Annotated in this window: 20 protein-coding genes; 12 read left to right on the top strand and 8 right to left on the bottom strand. The window is 70.5% G+C overall.

The annotated features are described in order from the left end of the window. Positions 1 to 251: 251 nt before the first annotated feature. Positions 252 to 539, top strand: a complete 288-nt coding sequence (locus R8Z57_RS16825) for a DUF1905 domain-containing protein (RefSeq protein WP_318354936.1) — start codon at positions 252 to 254, stop codon at positions 537 to 539. 6 nt (positions 540 to 545) lie between these two features. Here R8Z57_RS16825 and R8Z57_RS16820 read toward each other — a convergent pair whose 3' ends face one another. Beyond that, positions 546 to 851, bottom strand: a complete 306-nt coding sequence (locus tag R8Z57_RS16820) for a YciI family protein (RefSeq protein WP_318354935.1) — start codon at positions 849 to 851, stop codon at positions 546 to 548. 98 nt (positions 852 to 949) lie between these two features. Here R8Z57_RS16820 and R8Z57_RS16815 point away from each other — a divergent pair, with 98 nt between their 5' ends. The 3 genes from R8Z57_RS16815 (at position 950) to R8Z57_RS16805 (ending at position 3003) form a co-directional block, all read left to right on the top strand. Then, the gene (locus R8Z57_RS16815; protein WP_318354934.1) at positions 950 to 1501 is read left to right on the top strand and encodes a dihydrofolate reductase family protein; all 552 of its coding nucleotides are present in this window, start codon (positions 950 to 952) and stop codon (positions 1499 to 1501) included. A 105-nt stretch (positions 1502 to 1606) separates the two neighbouring features. Next, complete coding sequence (locus tag R8Z57_RS16810; RefSeq protein WP_318354933.1) at positions 1607 to 2248, top strand: hypothetical protein; 642 nt, start codon at positions 1607 to 1609, stop codon at positions 2246 to 2248. Then, positions 2248 to 3003: a hypothetical protein gene (locus tag R8Z57_RS16805; protein ID WP_318354932.1), complete on the top strand. Its 756-nt coding sequence runs from the start codon at positions 2248 to 2250 to the stop codon at positions 3001 to 3003. Before R8Z57_RS16810 ends, R8Z57_RS16805 begins: the two co-directional genes overlap by 1 nt. An 18-nt stretch (positions 3004 to 3021) precedes the next feature. Here R8Z57_RS16805 and R8Z57_RS16800 read toward each other — a convergent pair whose 3' ends face one another. Both R8Z57_RS16800 and R8Z57_RS16795 read right to left on the bottom strand, forming a co-directional pair. Beyond that, positions 3022 to 3348, bottom strand: coding sequence for a hypothetical protein (locus R8Z57_RS16800; protein ID WP_318354931.1), 327 nt, complete (start codon positions 3346 to 3348; stop codon positions 3022 to 3024). Between the two features lie 127 nt (positions 3349 to 3475). Then, complete coding sequence (locus R8Z57_RS16795) at positions 3476 to 4390, bottom strand: alpha/beta hydrolase (RefSeq protein WP_318354930.1); 915 nt, start codon at positions 4388 to 4390, stop codon at positions 3476 to 3478. A gap of 352 nt (positions 4391 to 4742) precedes the next feature. On the opposite strand from R8Z57_RS16795, the gene R8Z57_RS16790 reads away from it, so the two are divergent. After that, positions 4743 to 5546, top strand: a complete 804-nt coding sequence (locus R8Z57_RS16790; RefSeq protein WP_318354929.1) for a trypsin-like serine protease — start codon at positions 4743 to 4745, stop codon at positions 5544 to 5546. A 114-nt stretch (positions 5547 to 5660) separates the two neighbouring features. Here R8Z57_RS16790 and R8Z57_RS16785 read toward each other — a convergent pair whose 3' ends face one another. Together R8Z57_RS16785 and R8Z57_RS16780 are read right to left on the bottom strand one after the other, a co-directional pair. Beyond that, positions 5661 to 5963 carry a hypothetical protein gene (locus tag R8Z57_RS16785; RefSeq protein ID WP_318354928.1) on the bottom strand — a complete coding sequence of 101 codons (303 nt, stop codon included), beginning with the start codon at positions 5961 to 5963 and terminating at the stop codon, positions 5661 to 5663. A 108-nt stretch (positions 5964 to 6071) separates the two neighbouring features. After that, positions 6072 to 7460 (bottom strand): AAA family ATPase, encoded by a 1389-nt coding sequence (locus R8Z57_RS16780; RefSeq protein ID WP_318354927.1) that lies wholly within the window; start codon positions 7458 to 7460, stop codon positions 6072 to 6074. Positions 7461 to 7557: 97 nt separating this feature from the next. Here R8Z57_RS16780 and R8Z57_RS16775 point away from each other — a divergent pair, with 97 nt between their 5' ends. Further along, complete coding sequence (locus R8Z57_RS16775) at positions 7558 to 7962, top strand: hypothetical protein (RefSeq protein ID WP_318354926.1); 405 nt, start codon at positions 7558 to 7560, stop codon at positions 7960 to 7962. Positions 7963 to 8191: 229 nt separating this feature from the next. Here the strand turns inward: R8Z57_RS16775 and R8Z57_RS16770 are convergent, their stop codons facing one another. Next, a complete protein-coding gene (locus tag R8Z57_RS16770) occupies positions 8192 to 8398 on the bottom strand; it encodes a hypothetical protein (RefSeq protein ID WP_318354925.1) in 207 nt (68 codons plus the stop codon). Positions 8399 to 8476: 78 nt separating this feature from the next. Here R8Z57_RS16770 and R8Z57_RS16765 point away from each other — a divergent pair, with 78 nt between their 5' ends. Genes R8Z57_RS16765 through R8Z57_RS16755 form a run of 3 tightly spaced genes read left to right on the top strand, consistent with a single transcriptional unit; the run spans position 8477 to position 9892 of the window. Further along, positions 8477 to 8956: a VOC family protein gene (locus R8Z57_RS16765; RefSeq protein ID WP_318354924.1), complete on the top strand. Its 480-nt coding sequence runs from the start codon at positions 8477 to 8479 to the stop codon at positions 8954 to 8956. Positions 8957 to 8997: 41 nt separating this feature from the next. Further along, positions 8998 to 9138 (top strand): hypothetical protein, encoded by a 141-nt coding sequence (locus R8Z57_RS16760; RefSeq protein WP_318354923.1) that lies wholly within the window; start codon positions 8998 to 9000, stop codon positions 9136 to 9138. Positions 9139 to 9181: 43 nt separating this feature from the next. After that, a complete protein-coding gene (locus tag R8Z57_RS16755) occupies positions 9182 to 9892 on the top strand; it encodes a lysophospholipid acyltransferase family protein (protein WP_318354922.1) in 711 nt (236 codons plus the stop codon). Between the two features lie 19 nt (positions 9893 to 9911). On the opposite strand, the gene R8Z57_RS16750 is transcribed toward R8Z57_RS16755, so the two are convergent. Beyond that, positions 9912 to 11081, bottom strand: a complete 1170-nt coding sequence (locus R8Z57_RS16750; protein WP_318354921.1) for a glycosyltransferase — start codon at positions 11079 to 11081, stop codon at positions 9912 to 9914. A 115-nt stretch (positions 11082 to 11196) separates the two neighbouring features. Here R8Z57_RS16750 and R8Z57_RS16745 point away from each other — a divergent pair, with 115 nt between their 5' ends. Next, positions 11197 to 11895, top strand: a complete 699-nt coding sequence (locus tag R8Z57_RS16745; RefSeq protein ID WP_318354920.1) for a Type 1 glutamine amidotransferase-like domain-containing protein — start codon at positions 11197 to 11199, stop codon at positions 11893 to 11895. 257 nt (positions 11896 to 12152) lie between these two features. Then, complete coding sequence (locus R8Z57_RS16740) at positions 12153 to 14663, top strand: AAA family ATPase (RefSeq protein ID WP_318354919.1); 2511 nt, start codon at positions 12153 to 12155, stop codon at positions 14661 to 14663. On the opposite strand, the gene R8Z57_RS16735 is transcribed toward R8Z57_RS16740, so the two are convergent. Next, positions 14578 to 15918 carry a flavin monoamine oxidase family protein gene (locus tag R8Z57_RS16735; RefSeq protein ID WP_318354918.1) on the bottom strand — a complete coding sequence of 447 codons (1341 nt, stop codon included), beginning with the start codon at positions 15916 to 15918 and terminating at the stop codon, positions 14578 to 14580. The two genes, R8Z57_RS16740 and R8Z57_RS16735, sit on opposite strands and share 86 nt — an antisense overlap. A gap of 241 nt (positions 15919 to 16159) precedes the next feature. Here R8Z57_RS16735 and R8Z57_RS16730 point away from each other — a divergent pair, with 241 nt between their 5' ends. Further along, the gene (locus tag R8Z57_RS16730) at positions 16160 to 17230 is read left to right on the top strand and encodes an FUSC family protein (protein WP_318354917.1); all 1071 of its coding nucleotides are present in this window, start codon (positions 16160 to 16162) and stop codon (positions 17228 to 17230) included. Positions 17231 to 17234 lie beyond the last annotated feature (4 nt).

The following is a 17234-nucleotide window of genomic DNA, read 5'->3' as shown; positions in this document are numbered from 1 at the left end:
TGCCACCCCTGCCCCGCCGTTGAGCGAGCGAGGCACGAGCGAGACGAAACGCGCCGAACGCAGCGCACCCGGTCGGCCGAGCGGGCGGGAGACGGATGCCGCGGCCGCCGCCGACTCACGCAGACCGTGCGAGCGGGCCTGCATCGGTACCCTCGTGGGCAAGCCGTGTCGATCGGGATGCCGCACGATCGTCATATCGGTGAGCACCCCGGTTCGGCGCCCTCCCCGGGCACCGGGAGAGAGGAGTCATCATGGCCGGCACCACCGGACCGCTCGACATCCGCTTCACCGCGACGCTCGGCAAGGTGCGGGAGGGCGACACCTGGACCCGCGTCACACTGCCATACTCGGCGACGATCTTCGGAACGCGGGGCCTCGTGAAAGTCACCGGCACCGTCGACGGGCATCCCTTCGACGGTGCGTTCATGGCGCTCGGCGACGGCACCCACAAGCTCCCCATCGCCGCGGCCGTGCGCAAGGCGATCGGCAAGACGGACGGCGAATCCGTCGACGTCCACCTCACGCAGCGACGGTCGTAGCCTCGGTCAGAGAGCGGGGCGGAAGATCCGCATGGGGCGGACCGTGATGTCTCGCCACACGTCCCCCGTGATGTAGGGCTCGGCCGCGTACCAGGCGTCGAACGCGGCCTGGTCGGCGAACACCACGTGCATCGACGAGCCGATCATGCGGCCCTCGTCGTCGAGGATCGCACCGCCGCTGAGCAACTCGCCCCGCTCGGCGAGCCGCTGTGCTCCGGCGAGGTGCGCGTCGCGGACCGCGAGCCGCCGGTCGAGGGCGCCTTCGTCGGTTCCGTCGAAGGCCGTGACGAGGTATTCCAGCGCGGTGCTCATCCGTCCAGCGTAGGCCCATGCTGCGGCGCGCCCACCGCTCGAAGTGTGCGCGATGGACCTCTGGACAGGCAATGTGGACACCGTATACATTGGCGTCCGTGTCACGTGTGATCCTCTACGCCTCGATGTCGGTCGACGGCTTCGCCACCGGTCCCGACGACGATCTGTCGGTGCTCCACGGCTGGGCGTTCGGGGATCCCACCATGGCCATGCACCCGACGGTCACCGAGGAGTTCTTCGCCGCCGGGGCGGTGATCTTCGGCGCCCGCACGCTGCGCGCAGGCGACGCGGCATGGGGCGACGAGTCCATCTTCCCGATGCCGGTGTTCGTGCCGACGCATGAGCGCCGAGAGCCTGTGGTGCGCAACGGCGCGCTGTTCACCTTCACCGACTCGGCCGAAGAGGCGCTGCGGCAGGCCACGGCGGCGGCCGGCGATCGGGACGTGTACATCATGGGCAGCCCCGACGTCGCGCGGCAGCTCATCGACATCGACGCCGTCGACGTGTTCGAGCTCGCCGTCACGGGGGTGCTGCTGGGCGCCGGGATCCGCCTGTTCGGCCGGCTCGCCCAGCCGCCGGTGCGGCTCGACCCGACGCGCGTGCTCGAGTCGAAGCGGATCACGCACATCCGGTACGAAGTGCTGCGCTGACGGTACGCCCGCGCAGTCGCGATCGAGCTCGCCGACGCCCGGAGCCAGCGGCGCCCGCGCGCCGGTGCCGTAGATCCGCGCGTGCGGCGGGTGTACGTTTCAGCCGTGGACGGCTCCACACCCGAATCGGATGCCGTCCGCGAGTTGAGTGAACCGCACGCTGGTGCGACGTACGGTCCGAAACCCCAATCGCGGACGCCGGCCATCCCTGCACCCGAGGCGCCCGCGGACGAGCCCGCGGCCGACCCGACGACCGGCCACGCTCCGCCGTCGCTGTGGCGGCGCCTGTTCGCCACGCGACGCCTGCGGTTCGCGTGGGCTCTCGCCGCGCTGATCGTGCTCGCCGCCGCGGTCGCGGCGACCGTGATCCTCGCCAACGCGCCGCGCCCCGACGCGACGATGCACGGCACGACGGCGGAGCCGGACGCTCTGGTCCGGGATCTCGTCGCGGGCGAGGCATCCTGGGTCCGGATCGAGCTCTCGACCCTGCACAGTTACGGGACGTTCCGGGGGCTGGAGATCTGGTCGGGCACCGACGCGCACGGTTCGCCGTGCCTCATGTCGGTCAACCGTGCCAACGACACGCTCTCCGACCTGCGCTGCGCGCCCGTCCCCGCGCAGCTCTTCATCGACATCTCGTCGACCGGCGACGACTATGACGGGCTGCCGCGCGACGGACTCATCCGGTTCATCCATCGCGGCGACACCGTGGACGCCTTCGTCCACCTGATGCCGGAGGGCGACTGATGGACACGTCGCCGCTTCCGCCGGACGACGAGCGCGAGCTCGCTGTGCTCCGCGCAAGAGCCTATGGACCGGACGCCGACATCCAGACGGATCCCGCCGCGCTCGAGCGGCTGTGGCAACTGGAGGAAGCGCTCCATCCGAGGGCCGCGGAGCGTCGCGACGACGAGTCTGTTCCGGATGCTGCCACCGCGGGCGGTGCGCCGACGGCGACGACACCCGAGGCCGCGACCGCAGAGCCGGGGGCCGAGAACGGCGCCGGGGCCGCCGCATCCGACGATCCCCCTCGTCCGCGATGGCAGGCGGTCGTGGCGACGCGCACCGGACGCGCCGCCATCGCCGCCGCCGGGGTGCTCGCCGCCGGATACGCGGTCGGCTGGCTCGTCGTCCCGCACCCCGATGCCACGCTGCACCGGAACGCCGACGAGGCGAGCGCACTCGCGCAATCGATGATCGGCTTTCTGGGTGCGCGGCCCGTCGACTCGACGATCCGTGGCTACGACACCTTCTGGCGCATCGAGCCGTGGTACTTCGAGGACGAGCAGGGCTTCCACTGCTTCATGCTCGTGACGCGTCCGGGGTTCGTCGACGGGGCGAACTGCGTGCCACCGGGCGTGGAGCTGTCCGCCGACATCGTGCCCTCGCCTCAGGTGGTCGACGGAGATTCCGAGCCCCTCCCACCCGGAAGCATCGTGCGGTTCCACTACCTCGGCGACCGGGTGGACGCGTACTTCTACCCGCCCGCCGACGCCGACTGAGCGCGGCGCCGCCGGCTCTCACGCCGGGGCAGGCTGAGGCTGCTGCGTCGCCGGCGTCACGGCGGGCACCGGTGCCGCGGGCGTCGCCTCGGGCTGCGCCTGCGCTTCGGCGGCCTTCTTCGACGTGTTGGCGACGGCCAGCCCTGCGACCGGCACGCCGAGGTAGCCGAGCACGGCGAGGGTGGCGACGAGCCAGTCGGGGTTGGTGAGGTTGAGCGACGTGAGCGCCACCTGGGTGGCGCCGACGACGAGCAGCGCGAGCACGTACGTGCTGTAGATGAACCGGCGCACCGCGAGGTTCGAGATGATCGCCCCGAGGCTGTTGGCGGGGGTGCTGTCGTCCATGATCCGGCCTCCTGTCGTCGGACGGAGTCGGTGTGCCATCGCTCCGAGCGCGGTGTGCGATCGGCTCCGATCTCTATGAGCCGGTCGGTGCGGCATCAGATACACCGGCCAGGTGCACCGCGGACGCTCAGTTGGCGAGCCGCTCCTGCAGCCAGCCGCGCGCGGCGGTGAAGAGCTCGCGCGCCATCGGCTGGTCGGACGCCCACGCCTCGAACCCATGCGGGGCGCCGCTCACCACCTCGAGGGTCACGTCCGTGCCTGCGGCGCGGAGCCGGTCCGCATACGCGACGTCCTCGTCGTGGAACAGCTCGATGTCAGAGGTGTACATCCACGTCGGCGGCATGCCGGCGAGGTCTTCGCGCCGGGCGGCCGCGGCGTACGGCGGCAGCGACTCGGCGCCCATGGCGGCGCCGAGGTACGACGACCAGCCGACGCGGTTCGACCGGTTGCTCCAGATGAAGTGGTCGGTGCCGTCGTGGCCGCGGTCGGCCGCCGTGCGATCGTCGAGCATCGGGCAGAAGAGCCACTGCGCCGCGACCTGGTCGCCCGCGTCCAGCGCGCGCTGGACGAGACTCGCGGCGAGCCCCCCGCCCGCGCTCTGCCCGCCGATCGCGAGGCGCGCACGGTCGAGACCGAGCTCGTCGGCGTGGGCGCGCAGCCATCGCCAGCCCGCGAAGCAGTCGTCGATGGCGGCGGGGAACGGATGCCTCGGCGCGAGGCGGTAGTCGACCGACACGATCGTGACCCCGGTGTCGCGTGCGGTCTCTCCGCAGTGCACATCGTCCATCGCCGCCGCGCCCAGGACGAGCCCGCCGCCGTGGATCCAGAGCAGGCCCGCACCGGACGGCTGCGCCGGGGTGTACACCCGCAGCTTCACGCCGTCGTGACGGAGGGTGCGGCGCTCGACACCGTCCACTCGCTTGCCGGGGATGAGCGGCGACGCGGTCGAGGCGAACCAGCGCACCACCGCGTTCTCGAGGTTCACCGCGGGGGCCTTCTGCGTCGCGGTGCGCAGTGCGGGATTCACGGCCGAGATATCCATCGATGCTCCGTCCTCGCCGGTCAGGAGCGACCCGCCGCTTCATCGTAGAGCGCGACCGGAGAACGGATGTGGCCCCCCGCAGCCGAATGGCTTCGAGGGGCCACTGGCTGTGAAAACGTCGACGGGCCCCAAGCCCCCAGAATCCCAGCTCCCCAGTGAACTGCTGATCATTCCCAGGATCAACAGCCCGTAACAGCCTGTCGTAATCCACCTCGGCTGTCTAGAGCGAGTTGTCCGCGGGTGCGCTCGCCGGGCCGTAGACCGTGCGCACGCTGCCCCGTAGCGAGGCCGTGCACACGGGTGTTCAATGGGCGGTACCGGGGCGACGGATCGATGCCAAGGGAGTTCCATCATGCGACGAGTCCTCGTCTTCCTCCTTGCCCTGGTACTGGTGGGCGCCACGGCCGCCACGGCCTCGGCGATCACCTTCGGCGAGCCCGACGGCGAGCTGCATCCGAACGTGGGGGTGGTCGTGATCGACCGGAATCCCGGGAGCCCGGGGCCCGACATCACCTGCTCGGGAACCCTCATCGCCGAACGGGTCTTCCTGACGGTGGCGCATTGCGTCGACGTGCTGCTCAGCGTCGGCGAGCCGTACTTCGTCTCGTTCGACTCGACCTACGACGAAGACGACCCCGCGCCGGCCGGATTGTTCGCGGGAACCGCGACCCAGCATCCGTCGTGGGGCTCGAGCGGGCACTCGAACACGTACGACATGGCCGTCATCGTGCTCGACAGCGCCCCCGGCATCACTCCGGCCGAGCTGCCCACCGCGGGGCTCCTCGACCAGCTGAACGCCGCCGGCGGGCTGCGCGATCAGACCTTCACGACGGTCGGCTACGGCGTCGTGCGCACCGACAAGACCGGCGGCCCGCGCTCGTGGGAGGGCCGGGACGGCGTGCGCCGCTACGCGCTGCAGGGCTTCCAGTCGCTGCGCCCCAGCTCGCTCGAACTCTCGCAGAACCCGTCGACCGGCGACGGCGGCATCTGCGCCGGAGACTCGGGAGGTCCGCACTTCCTCGGTGGCGTCGACAGCAACCTCGTCGTCTCGACCACGGTGCGCACCGACCGCTGGTGCCGTGCGACGAATGAGACATATCGGCTCGACACCGCATCCGCCCGCGCCTTCCTCGGCGACTACGTCGACCTGCCCTGACGCCCCTATGCCCTGGCGCCCCTCATGCCCCGGCGCCGTCGCGGGTGCAGCGCGGCGGCGGGTCGGAACTGCGGTCAGCAGCCGTTACGGTGCGCCCCGGTCCCGCGGCCTGGCTCACCTGGCGCGGGTGATCGCGAGCGAACGGTTGTGGTGCGCGATCACCGCGACACCGCACAGGATCGCCACGACCAGTGCGGCCAGGCCCCAGAAGCCGAGCGGCGACGCGATGGCCGCGAAGCCGATCGCCACCGCCCCGATGGTGCGCACGGCGACCGACGACCCGGAGCGCACGCGCGGGCTCGTCCAGTACGGCACGCGGTGGTCGTAGTTGGCGCGCGCCAGCATGATCGCGGCGAGCAGGTACAGCCCGGCGCCGACGGCCGCCATCATCACGCCGCCCGCCACCGTCATCTGCACCCGGATATCCGATCACTCCTGCGCCTCCGGCGCAATGGGGAATTCGCTCCCCACCAGTGATTACGGCCCCGCGAACCATCCGAAGCCACCGGCATGGTGATGGCCGTTCTACGGCGCGGGCGCCGAGCCGTCAGCGGCAGAGCCGAGCATGGTCCGGGTGAGCCGTTCGCGCGAGTCCATGATCCGAGCCAGCTCCGCCGCGAGGTCTTCGTCGTGGGGATCCCGGCCCTCCTCGGCGGCCCGTAGCACGCTGCGGCGCATCAGCTCCTTCGCGAACGAGCCGGTTGTGCCCTCCGCACTGGCGGCGGCGGCATCCAACGCGGCATCGGAGTAGGGCAGCGCGCCCGCGTACCGGCGGAAGAGGCGTCGTCGCTCGGGCAACTCGGGGAGGGGAACTTCGACCGCGAGGTCGACACGACCGGGACGCTCGGCGAGAGCCCGTTCGAGCACATCCACGCGGTTCGTGGTCATGACGAACGCGACGTCGGCGTCGCCGTCGAGCCCGTCCAGGGCGTCCAGAACCTCGAACAGCAGCGGCTGGGGTGACGAGTGCCGTTCCATCGCGACGAGATCGATGTCTTCCAGCACGACGATGGCCGGCTGAAAAGTGCGGGCGATCTCAGCCGCCGCGCTGATGAAGCGGATGCTCGAACCGGTGAGCACGACCGCGGTGGTCCCGGGCGTCGAGCTCAGGAGATGACGCACGGTGAGCGTCTTGCCCGTACCGGGAGGACCGTAGAGCAGCACCCCGCGCTTCAGATGCTGCCCCGCTCGTTGCAGCATCTCCCGGTGGGCGCCGATGGTCACCACATGCTGGACGATCTCGTCGAGCACCCCGTCGGGAAGCACGATTTCGTCCGCCGCGACCGACGGGCGAGAGACGAAGGTGGCGCCGGCGTCTCGCCCGTATTCGGTGGGCTGGAATGAGAGCACCTGTCCTCTCAGCACGCTGCGTTCGACCATGGCCTTGCGCAGCGCGTCGAGGAAGCGAGTCACCACGTCGGCATCGACGCCCATCACCTCGATGACCGCGGTCGGCCGGCCGTACTGCTCAGCAGCCGCGCGCTGCGTCAGGACGACCGGCGAACCCTCAAAGTGAAGGAGCCGGATGCCGAGCGACACGACCCGCCGGCTGGAGTCCGGCCCGGTGGCTCGCTCCGCGTAGTCCACCGGGCCCGGCGCGTACATCAGGTGGCCGTTCGACGCGAACTCCGCGAGTCCTTGATGATGACGCTGGTCCCCACCCGTGATGCCGATGAGCCGGCCCTCGCCGGCTGCGGCGAGCGCGTCGAGCGCGAGATCCGCGTCGACGAGTCGATGGTCGGCGATGTGCTCCTGCACGACGGGCACCTGGGCCGCGTCGGTTCCCAGGTGCTCGCTGATCAGATCACCCAGCGGCGTACGCGCGGGACGCATCTCGCGACTGGTCAGCTCGTTGACACGGTGGATGTAGGTCGACACGGCTCTCATGAGATCGCGGTCGTCATCAGTCAGCACCTCTCGAACCTCTCACAGAGGTCCGACGGCTCACCAGCACGAGTTCTGACGTGGACTGCCCGGCGTGGGTGTGCGGATCTCTGGGTAGGCTCGCGGCGTGACGGGGCAGCGAGTGGCAGCGCAGGAGGGCGTCTCTCGGGGTGCGCGGACCGCGTTCTGGGTCGTCGCGGCGCTCGGACCGCTGGCCGCGACGATCGCGTGGACCTGGTACGGCTTTGCGCAGTTCGAGGCACAGACCGAACAGGGCAAGGCGGTGTCGGCGGGCACGACGATGGCCGGGTTCGCTGAGGTCTTCGGCGGCATCCCCCTCGTCCTCGCGCACATCATCGGGCTGGCCGTACTGATGCCGCTCGGCTGGTTCGCCTACCGAGGTCGCGGCGTCGTGGGCGCCGTGGCCGCCGTCGTGATCGCATCGATTATCGGAATCGTCATCGCCCAGGTGCTGTGGGCCGGCGAGCTGTTCGAGCTCGGAATCGACAACTACAACACGTACGTCCCCTGACCCACCCTGCCGGTCGAGGAGCGAGCGAGGACCGAGCCCGCGTGTCGAGACCTTCCGGCGCGAGGCGTTTCGTCTCGCTCCGCTCGCTCAACGACCGTTCTGCGCTACCGAGCCGTTTCGTCTCGCTCCGCTCGCTCAACGACCGCCGTCGGGTACCCGGTCGTTGAGCGAGCGAGGCACGAGCGAGACGAAACGGCCCGAGCCCTCGCACCACCTGGTGCTCGCGCGGTCACGCCCCGCTGGTCGGGGGCTTGTCGAGGCCGTGCCGACCGGGCCGGTCGGGCTCGGCGGCCGTCGCAGGGCTGACGGCCGAGGCATCCGCTGGTCCTTCCGCGCCGGGGTAGTGCGGCTCTTCGATCTCGATCGCCTTGTCGCGCTCGTCCTTCGGCGGCAGGTGGTCGAGCGGCTGCTTGATGTCGTCGGGGTGATGGCTCATGGGGCGAGCCTCGCGCTGCCGGGCGTCGCGACCGAGGGGCTTGACTTTGACGTTGCGTCAACGCCCACACTCGTCGGCATGACAGACACGACCGAACTTCAGACCGGCATCACGCGCGACATCTACGGCATGCCGGCCTTCATCTCTCTCGAGGTCGACGACGTCCGTGCCGCGGCGCGGTGGTTCGTCGAGGCGCTCGACTTCATCGAACTGTTCGCCATGCCGCCGGGCGACGAGCCCGTGCTCATCCACCTGCGGCGGTGGCGGTATCAAGACATCCTGCTGCGGCAGGGGGCGGCGGCAGACGTCGGCACCGGTGTGCAGCTGTCGCTCGCCGCCACCTACGACGAGCTCGACGGGCTGGCCGCCCGCGCACGGTCGTTCGACGGCACGGTCGTGGGAGGACCGGCCGACACCCCGTGGAACACCCGCGACCTGACCGTGGTCAGCCCACAGGGCCTGCGACTCGTCTTCACCGCGCGTCGACCGGAGCCGCTGCGCGACGCCGCCTTCACCGCCGACATGAACCGGTGGTCGCAGGAGCAGCTTCCCAGTTGAGCGCGGAGCCGCGGTGGGCCGGTCGAGCTTAGGCTTCGACCATGAGAAGGGATGCCGCGACCCCGCGCACCTGTCCCACCTGCGGCGACGAGCTGAGCTTCGAGATCCTCGACGACGAGCGGTTCCTCGTCGCGTGGTCGTGCCTCAACTGCGGCCTGATCCGCACGACCGAGCCGGTGTAGCCCTTCCGGAAGAGGGGCTGACGGCAACGGATAGGGTGGCCAGGTGACAGCGCCTGCTCCATCGAGCCCCACGCCTGCGCCGCGACCGGGCTTCGTCTACTTCTTGGGACGGGTGGTCCTGCGCCCGCTGTTCTGGGTCATGTACCGCCCGCGCATCGTCGGGCGCGGGAACGTACCCGCGCGCGGGCCGGTGCTGCTGGCGAGCAACCACCTGGCGGCGCTCGACACCGTCATCATCCCGACCTCCGCGGCCCGCCCCGTGCAGTTCCTCATCAAGTCGTCGTACTTCACCGGCTCCGGGGTGCTCGGCCGCTTCAAGCGCTGGTTCTTCACGTCGATCGGCGGCGTGCCGGTGTACCGCGCGACCGGTCGCGACGCGCGCGCAGCGCTCGACGCGGGCAGCAGCATCCTTCGGGCCGGCAGCGTGTTCGCGGTGTTCCCCGAGGGCACCCGCTCGCGGGACGGGAAGCTGCACGAGGGTCACGGCGGTGCCGCGTGGATGGCCCGCGACACGGGCGCCGCGGTCGTGCCCGTCGGCCTGATCGGCACCGGCACCGTCAAGCCGCTGAGCCATCTGCTGCCGGGCAGGCCGCGCCTCGAAGTCCACTTCGGCGAGCCGCTCGACCTCACCGACCTCGAAGGCGTCCCGGACGGCAAGGCTCGTCGCGAGATCACCGAGCGCATGATGGCCGCCATCGCGCGCTTGAGCGGACAGGAGCGTTCGGGCAGCGTGAACGCCACGTCGCGCGACTAAGCGGCTCAGCCGGTGACGTTCACTCGACCATGCCGGTCAGCACCGGAACGGCCTCGGACGTCGACGGCAGGTCGGCGATCGCTGCCGCGACGCGACGTGCCGCCTCGGCGTGGGTCGGATCTGCCAGCAGGCGAGGCACCTCGGCTGCGGCCGGCTTCACCGATGACGGCCCGGGCTCGACGGTGAGTCCCGCGCCCACCGCCGCGACATGAGCGCCGTTGGCGATCTGGTCGGACGTGAACAGCGGCACGACCACCTGGGGAACTCCCGCGGCCAGGGCACCCATGGTCGTGCCGAAGCCACCGTGTCCGAGCATCGCCGAGGCCTGTTGCAGCACCGCATCCTGGGGCAGCCACTGCTCCACACGAGCGTTGGACGGCAAGGGGCCGAGCGCGTCAGGGTCGATCTTTCGCCCGACGGTCATCAGCACACGCCCGTCGACGTCGGCCAAGGCATCCAACGCGTCCTTGAAGACGCCGGCGAACGGCGGCAGCGAGCCGGCGACCGAACCGAAGGTGACGTAGATCAACGGCGCCTGCGGGTCGCCCCAGTCGGGGAGGCGCTGGCCGGTGGGGGCCGGTCGCGGCACGTGGAATCGCAGGAACCCCTCGCTTCCCGACGGAATCGGCCCACCGGCGTGGTCGAGCATCTCGGGCACAAGGCTCAGGACGGTCTCGGAGGCCAGCGCGGCGGTCATCCGACCCTCGGCCAGGCCGGCCAGGCGCCCGAGTTCTTCCAGGGGATCGGTGATGGCCTCTGCGAATCGCGTCAGGATCTCGTGCATGCCGATGCAGACGTGCACATGGCGGACGCCGGCGCGCTCGGCGACGGCCAGGGAAGCGAGTTCCGCGCTCTCGCGGAGGATCAGGTCGGGGCGCCAGCGCTCGACCGTCTCCAGGAGCGAGGGCAGTGCTGCCTGAGCGTCGATCCGGCCGAACACCTCACGGATGACGAGGTCGTCGGCCTCCTCCAGCGCCAAGGTCGGCAGCCTGCCCATGATGGGACCGATCAGCTCGCGAGGCCCATCGGCGAACGGCTCGTGCGTGAATCCCGCCTTCGCCACCGCGTCGGCGTAAGACGCCGGGGCGGCGACATGCACATCGTGTCCCGCGGCCGCCAAGGCCCGCGCGAACGGCAGCAGCGGCCCGAAGTGGCCGTCGTTGGCAGTGGTCGCACACAGCACGCGCACATGCGTAGGGTCCCACCGGGCCGGCCTCGCGACAAGACACCCGCGTGCAGTCGAAGCGGGGTCGGCGTCGGCCGCTCCACCGGCAGGCCCCGCCCGTCTGCCCTAGCCTGGCCCGATGCGGATGCTCCTCACATCGAACGGCATCGCCAACGACGTCATCCGTGCCGCCCTGGTGGATCTGCTCGGCAAGCCCCTCGCCGATTCGCGCGTCGTGGTGGTGATCGACGCGATCCTCGGATTTCCCGGCGACAGCTCCAAGCTGGTCGAGCATCTCGAAAGCCTGCGCTCGCTGGGGTGGGCGGAGTTCGATGTGGCATCGCTCTTCGCCGGTCCGCCGACTCTTGTGGAGTCGCGCCTGCGCTCAGCCGACGTGATCCTCGGGTACGGCGGGAGCAACCTGTGGGCGGCACACGCCTGGCAGGCGACAGGGCTGGCGCCAGTTCTCGCGGAGCTGCTCGACCAGAAAGTGTACGTCGGGTGGAGCGCCGGCTCGATGATCTTCGCCCGCAGGCTGGACCGGTGGCCCACGGACTTCGACGATCAAGAAGAGCTCGATCTGTTCGGCCTCGAGCCTGCCGCACCCGCCGTTCCCCTGTTCGACTGGTTCTTCGCCGGCCACCTGGGAGCGGATTGGATGCCGGCGCACGCCGAGCGACGGTTCGCCCGGGGCGCGAGACACTCCGGCCAGGAGGTGTGGTTCGTCGATGACGACTCCGCTCTGCTCGTCCGTGATCCGGCCGCGGAGCCGGTCATCGTCTCATCCGGCCACTGGCGACGGTTCGGCGCCGATGGTGCGCTGATCGCTTCGCACTGAAAAGGCGACGCTGCGGATCCGTATACGGGCATCGAACGCTGGACGAAGTTCGCGTGCACGAGGTGGCGCGCGATCTGGGCGGCCTACGCGTCGAGCACCGCAGCGGCGCGTCGGCTTCGGCCGGCGCGCCGCTGTCGTGTGCGCCCAGCCGCCGGGCTCCGACCGGGGCGACGTCGGAGCGGTTCGAAATCGCCGAGTGCGCGGTGTGTTTCCGGCGTGTTTGAAACTGCCTGCGAGGTTCCGGTAGACATGCCGATGTGACCGAACCGACTGCGGGCATCGGGGAACCGCTGATCGATTTCGACCGGGTGCTGCTCGCGGGCAAGACCGAGTCGCCACTGCCCCGCCGCGGCGGGGTGAGCCGGCGCGCGCTGATCAGCTCGGCGCGGGCGAGTGGCCGGCGGATCGTGGCGGTGACGGCGCCGGCGGGATACGGCAAGTCGACGATGCTCGCCGAGTGGGCGGCCGCCGAGGATCGCCCGGTCGCGTGGGCCTCGGTCGACCGGTTCGACGATCATCCGGTCGCGCTGCTCACTCTTCTCGCGACGGCGACCGTCGACGTCTCCGCGGACGGCGCGCGGATCGCGTCCGCGATGCGCGGCGTCGGCGCGTCTCCGCTGGGGCGGTCGGCCCCGCTGCTGGCCCGATCCTGGGCGACGTCGGCCACGCCGTTCGTCCTGTTCATCGACGACCTGCACCTCGCGGCATCCACCGACTGCGGCGATGCACTCGAGATCGTCATGTCAGGGATCCCTGACGGTGCCCAGGTCGTGATCGCCGGCCGTCATGAGCCCGACTTCCTCGCCCGGATGCGCGCCGAAGGCCAGGTGTTCGACATCGCTCAGGACGCCCTCCGGCTCGACGCCGCCGAGGCCCGCACGGTCTTCGCCGCCGCGAGCGTCGAGGCGTCGGACGAGGTTCTGGCCGCGGCCGTCGAGCGGTGCGAGGGGTGGCCGACGGGCGTCTTCCTGGCTGCTCTCGCGACGGCGGACGAGCCGGGCACCGAGATCGTCGGCGACGACAGGATCGTCGCCGATTACCTGTACCGCGAGTGCCTGGCGGGGCTCGACCCGGACGTGATCGACTTCCTCCACCGCACCGCGGTCCTGGAGCAGCTGTCGGGTCCGCTCTGCGACGCCGTCCGAGAAGCCGGCGACTCGCACGAGATGCTGCGCGTCCTCGAGGCGCGCAACCTCTTCCTCATCCCGCTCGACCGGCGCCGGCAGTGGTTCCGCTATCACGCACTCTTCCGGGAGTTCCTCCTCGGCGAGCTGCAGCGGACGCACCCTGCCGCGGTTCCTGAGCTCCACAGCCGCGCAGCCGGCTGGTTCGCCGCGAACGAGTCACCGCGCCGTGCCGTCGAGCACCTGCTGGCGGCCGGCGAGCGCGAGCGTTCGCCGGTTCTCATCGCCCAGCTCGCCATGCCCACGCATCAGGCCGGTGAGGCGGCGGTGGTGTCGAGGTGGCTCGACGACCTCGGTGAGGAGGCGATCGCGGCCTTCCCGCCGCTCGCAGCCCTGGCGGCGTGGCTCGTCCTGCTCCGGGGCGAGTCTCCGGCTTCCGAACGATGGGCGGCGACGCTCGATCGCATCGACGTGACGGCCGCCCGGGAAGAGATCCGCGTGGCCTTCGACCCCGCGAGGCGTCTGCTGCACTCGGCGATGTGCGCCGACGGCCCCGAGCGGATGCTCGAGAACGCCGAGCTCGCCCTGGCGGGCCTGCCCGAGTGGAGTGCGTGGCGCACCTCCGCCCTGCATCTGCGCGGAATGGGCGCACTGCTTCTCGGCGACACGCGCGCCGCACGCCGCGCGCTCAAAGAGGCACGGGCGTCCGCGGTGGTGCTGGGCAACACCAACACCCACATCCTCAGCGAGGCGGAGCTCGCGATCCTGGCCGCCGATCGCGGCAACTGGGAGTCCGCCCGAGACCACGCCGACGCCGCGCTTCAGACGGTCGACGCGAACCACATGGACGGATACTCGACCACGGCGCTCGCGTTCGGCGTGGCCGCCCGCGTGGCCGCGCACGGTGGAGATTCCGCGGCGGCCACCCTTCTCCTCGCGCGTGGGATGCGAGCGAGGGTGCACTGCACCCATGTGATGCCCTGGCTCGCCGCACGCGTGCGACTGCAACTCGCCATCGGCTACGAAATGCTCGGCGACGCGGATGCCGCGTCCCTGCTCCTCGATGAGATCGACGCCGTCCTGCTCCGTCGTCCCCGCCTCGGCTCGCTCGTCGACCAGGTCGAAGGGTTCCGCAAGACGCTCGAGCGGTCGACCCGCGGCGGGGCGGCGACGCCCCTGACACCCGCCGAGATGCGTCTGATGCCGTACCTGCAGACCCATCTCACCGTCGCCGCGATCAGTCAGCGCCTGTTCGTCTCGCGCAACACCGTGAACTCGCAACTGGCGTCGATCTACCGCAAGCTCGGAGCCACGACCCGCAGCACCGCCGTCCAGGCGGCTCTCGAGGTCGGTCTGCTCGGCNTCGCGCAACACCGTGAACTCGCAACTGGCGTCGATCTACCGCAAGCTCGGAGCCACGACCCGCAGCACCGCCGTCCAGGCGGCTCTCGAGGTCGGTCTGCTCGGCGAGTAGCGCCGCGCGGCCGTGTCGCCGTCGGTCACCGACGGCGACAGGGCCACCGCCGACGGCGAGATCGGCGATGGCCCCGTGCGCGGTTCAGCTGGCGGGGACGAGCTCCTCTGCCAGCGAAGCGAGCGCGGTCAGCGCGGCCTGGTGGCCGCCGCGGACTGCGCCGTCGATGAACCCGCACCAGAACAGGGAGGTCTCTGTGCCGCCCCAGATGATGTTGCCCAGCGGCGCTCGCAGGGCGGGTCCGTAGTCCAGGTACAGTCCGGGCGACCAGAGGTCCTCGACGCCCTTGGTGTACTCCTCCTGCAGCCAGTCCTGCATCACGAAGTCGGTGGGGTGCAGCGCCTCCTCGCCGAACGCCTTCGCGAACGCCTCGATCGTGCCGGCCTTGCGGTCCTCGAGAGACATCGGCGCCTCGTCGCGGGGGGACCGCACGAGAGTGACCAGCACGCCCTTGTCGGTTCCCGGAGGAGTGACGTCGGCGCTGATGTTGAACAGGCCGTCCGGCCAGATGATCTGCCCCGACGCGCCGCGGTCGCGCCAGAACGGACGCTCGTACACCGTGTGCGTCTTGATCAGGCAGTGGTTGCGGTCGATCGTGTCGTGCAGCCCCTTGCGCATCGCCGGAAGCTCCGGCTCGTAGGCGATCTGCGATGCCAGGCTGCCGCCCATCGCCATGATCACCTTCCGCGCCTCGACGGTGCCGTTCGGCGTCTCGATGCGGACCGGGCCCGGACCGTCCCAGTTCGAGATCTTCGTCACCGGGGAGGAGAGCCGCACCTTGTCGCCGAGGTCGGCCGCGATGCGGTTGGAGATGCTCGCCATGCCGCCGACGATGTGGTACTGAGGCAGCCCACTCGCGGGCGCGCCGATCCCCGCGAAGCCACCGGTGGCGCGCATCGCGAACAGCAGGTTCAACAGGGTGATCTCGCTCAGCGGCGCACAGCTCGCGATCTCGAAGGCGATCTTCGTGGTCATCAGCGTGGCCTGGTCGAGGTCCTGCGTGTCGAGGAACTGCTGGAACGTCATGCCGTTCCATTCCTTCGCGTTCGGCGCCTCCCACGGCGCCTCGGCGGAGACCGTCGCCACCATCGCGTCCATCGTGTCTGCGAGATGCGGGTTCGGGGCGGCCGGCTTCACCTTCTGCGCCTCACCGCCCAGGATCGCGAACGAATCGCCGGTGGCGTACTGCTCGAACCGCTCGATGCCGAGCTCGTGCAGCAGGTCGAGGATCGCCGTCTGGTTCGGGTTGACCCAGGTCGCCCCACCGTCGACGATCACCCCGTCGGCGTGCTGGATCAGGGTGCGGCCGCCCACCCGGTCACGGGCCTCCAGCACCAGGAAATTGTCGAGCCCGCTGCGCTTCAGATCGCGCGCAGCGTTCATACCCGAGACGCCCCCGCCGACTACCACTACGTCATAAACCATGGTCTGTCCCTTCTCATCGAGCTCGTCGCTCGCTCGTCAAGGTAGCGACGACGCCGACGGCCGGACATCACAACAAATTGACCATGTGGGGGCCCAAATCGACGGGAACGGGGGTCCTATACTGAGGCCTGATCGGCGCCGAGGGGCGCGCCGATCGCCGACACGAACCGAGTGAGGGCGCCCATGCCGGCCGGCATCCGGGCCTTGCGGCGAGTGGGCACCCAGGCTGAACGGAGTCATCATGAAGCTCGCCGCGATCTTCGGCTTCGACAGATCCAAGCTCAACTGGCCCCTCGGGTTCACGGTCGCGGTGGCGATCTTCGCTCCGCTCGTCCTGCTCGCGCTCATCGGCCAGGACGTCTACTGGCTGAGCGTGTCGTTCGGCGTGCTCTTCGTCGGGCTCGGCGATCCCGGCGGCCGGTTCGCGACGCGTGCCGCCTACACCGCTGTCTTCGGCCTGATCGGCGCAGTGGTGACCGCGTGGGGCATCGCGGTCGGCAGCGCCGGGTGGATCGTGGTGACCCTTTCGACCGTCGTGATCACCCTTGCGACCGGTTTGGTGATCCGCTTCGGAGTCCGCCGATTCGTCACCGGGTCGCTGCTGACGGCGTGGTTCCTGATCGCCGTTTCGCTCGCTCCGGGGTTCGGGGCGGCCGGGATCACGCTCAACCCCTGGCTGCAGGCACTCGCCTGGCTCGCCGGTGCCGCCACCTGGTTCGTGCTCAGCTCCCTCGTGACGGCCCTGCGGCGCGCTCCGGATCGCGCCCCGCTCGTGGCGGAGCTCCCGACCGACACGAAGGGCGGCGCCCTCACCAAACCGGTCGTCGTCTACGCGGTGCTGCGCACCCTCGCGGTATCGGGAGCGGTGGCGATCGCCTTCGGCTTCCAGCTGCCGTACGCCGATTGGATGCCGCTGGCCGCCCAGGTCGCGATGAAGCCCAACGCCGAGCAGTCGCGACTGGCGGCGACGCAGCGCGTGGTCGGCACGGCCCTGGGCGCCGTGATCGCCATCGTCCTCCTGCTGACCGTGGATCAGGTGTACGTGCTGGCCGGAGTGATGGTGCTGCTCGCCCTGCTGGGCGGGGCCTTCCGGACAGCGAACTACGCGCTGTACACCACCGGCATCGCCGGGACCGCCCTCATCGCGCTCGATATCTCCGACCCCACGAACCTGGCCAACGAGGGCCTCCGCATCCTCTTCACCCTGATCGGCGTCGGGATCGCGATCGGCGTCATGGCGCTGGCCGGTCTGCTCGCCGGACGCGCCGCGAGCCGGCATCGAGACGTCGGGGCGGACTCCCCCGCCCCGTAGGGCC

The sequence above is a fragment of the Microbacterium sp. M3 genome (genome assembly GCF_033548675.1).
Taxonomy (GTDB): Bacteria; Actinomycetota; Actinomycetes; order Actinomycetales; family Microbacteriaceae; genus Microbacterium; species Microbacterium arthrosphaerae.
The sequence above is the reverse complement of the archived record's forward strand: the minus strand, read 5'-3'. Positions and strand labels throughout refer to the sequence as shown.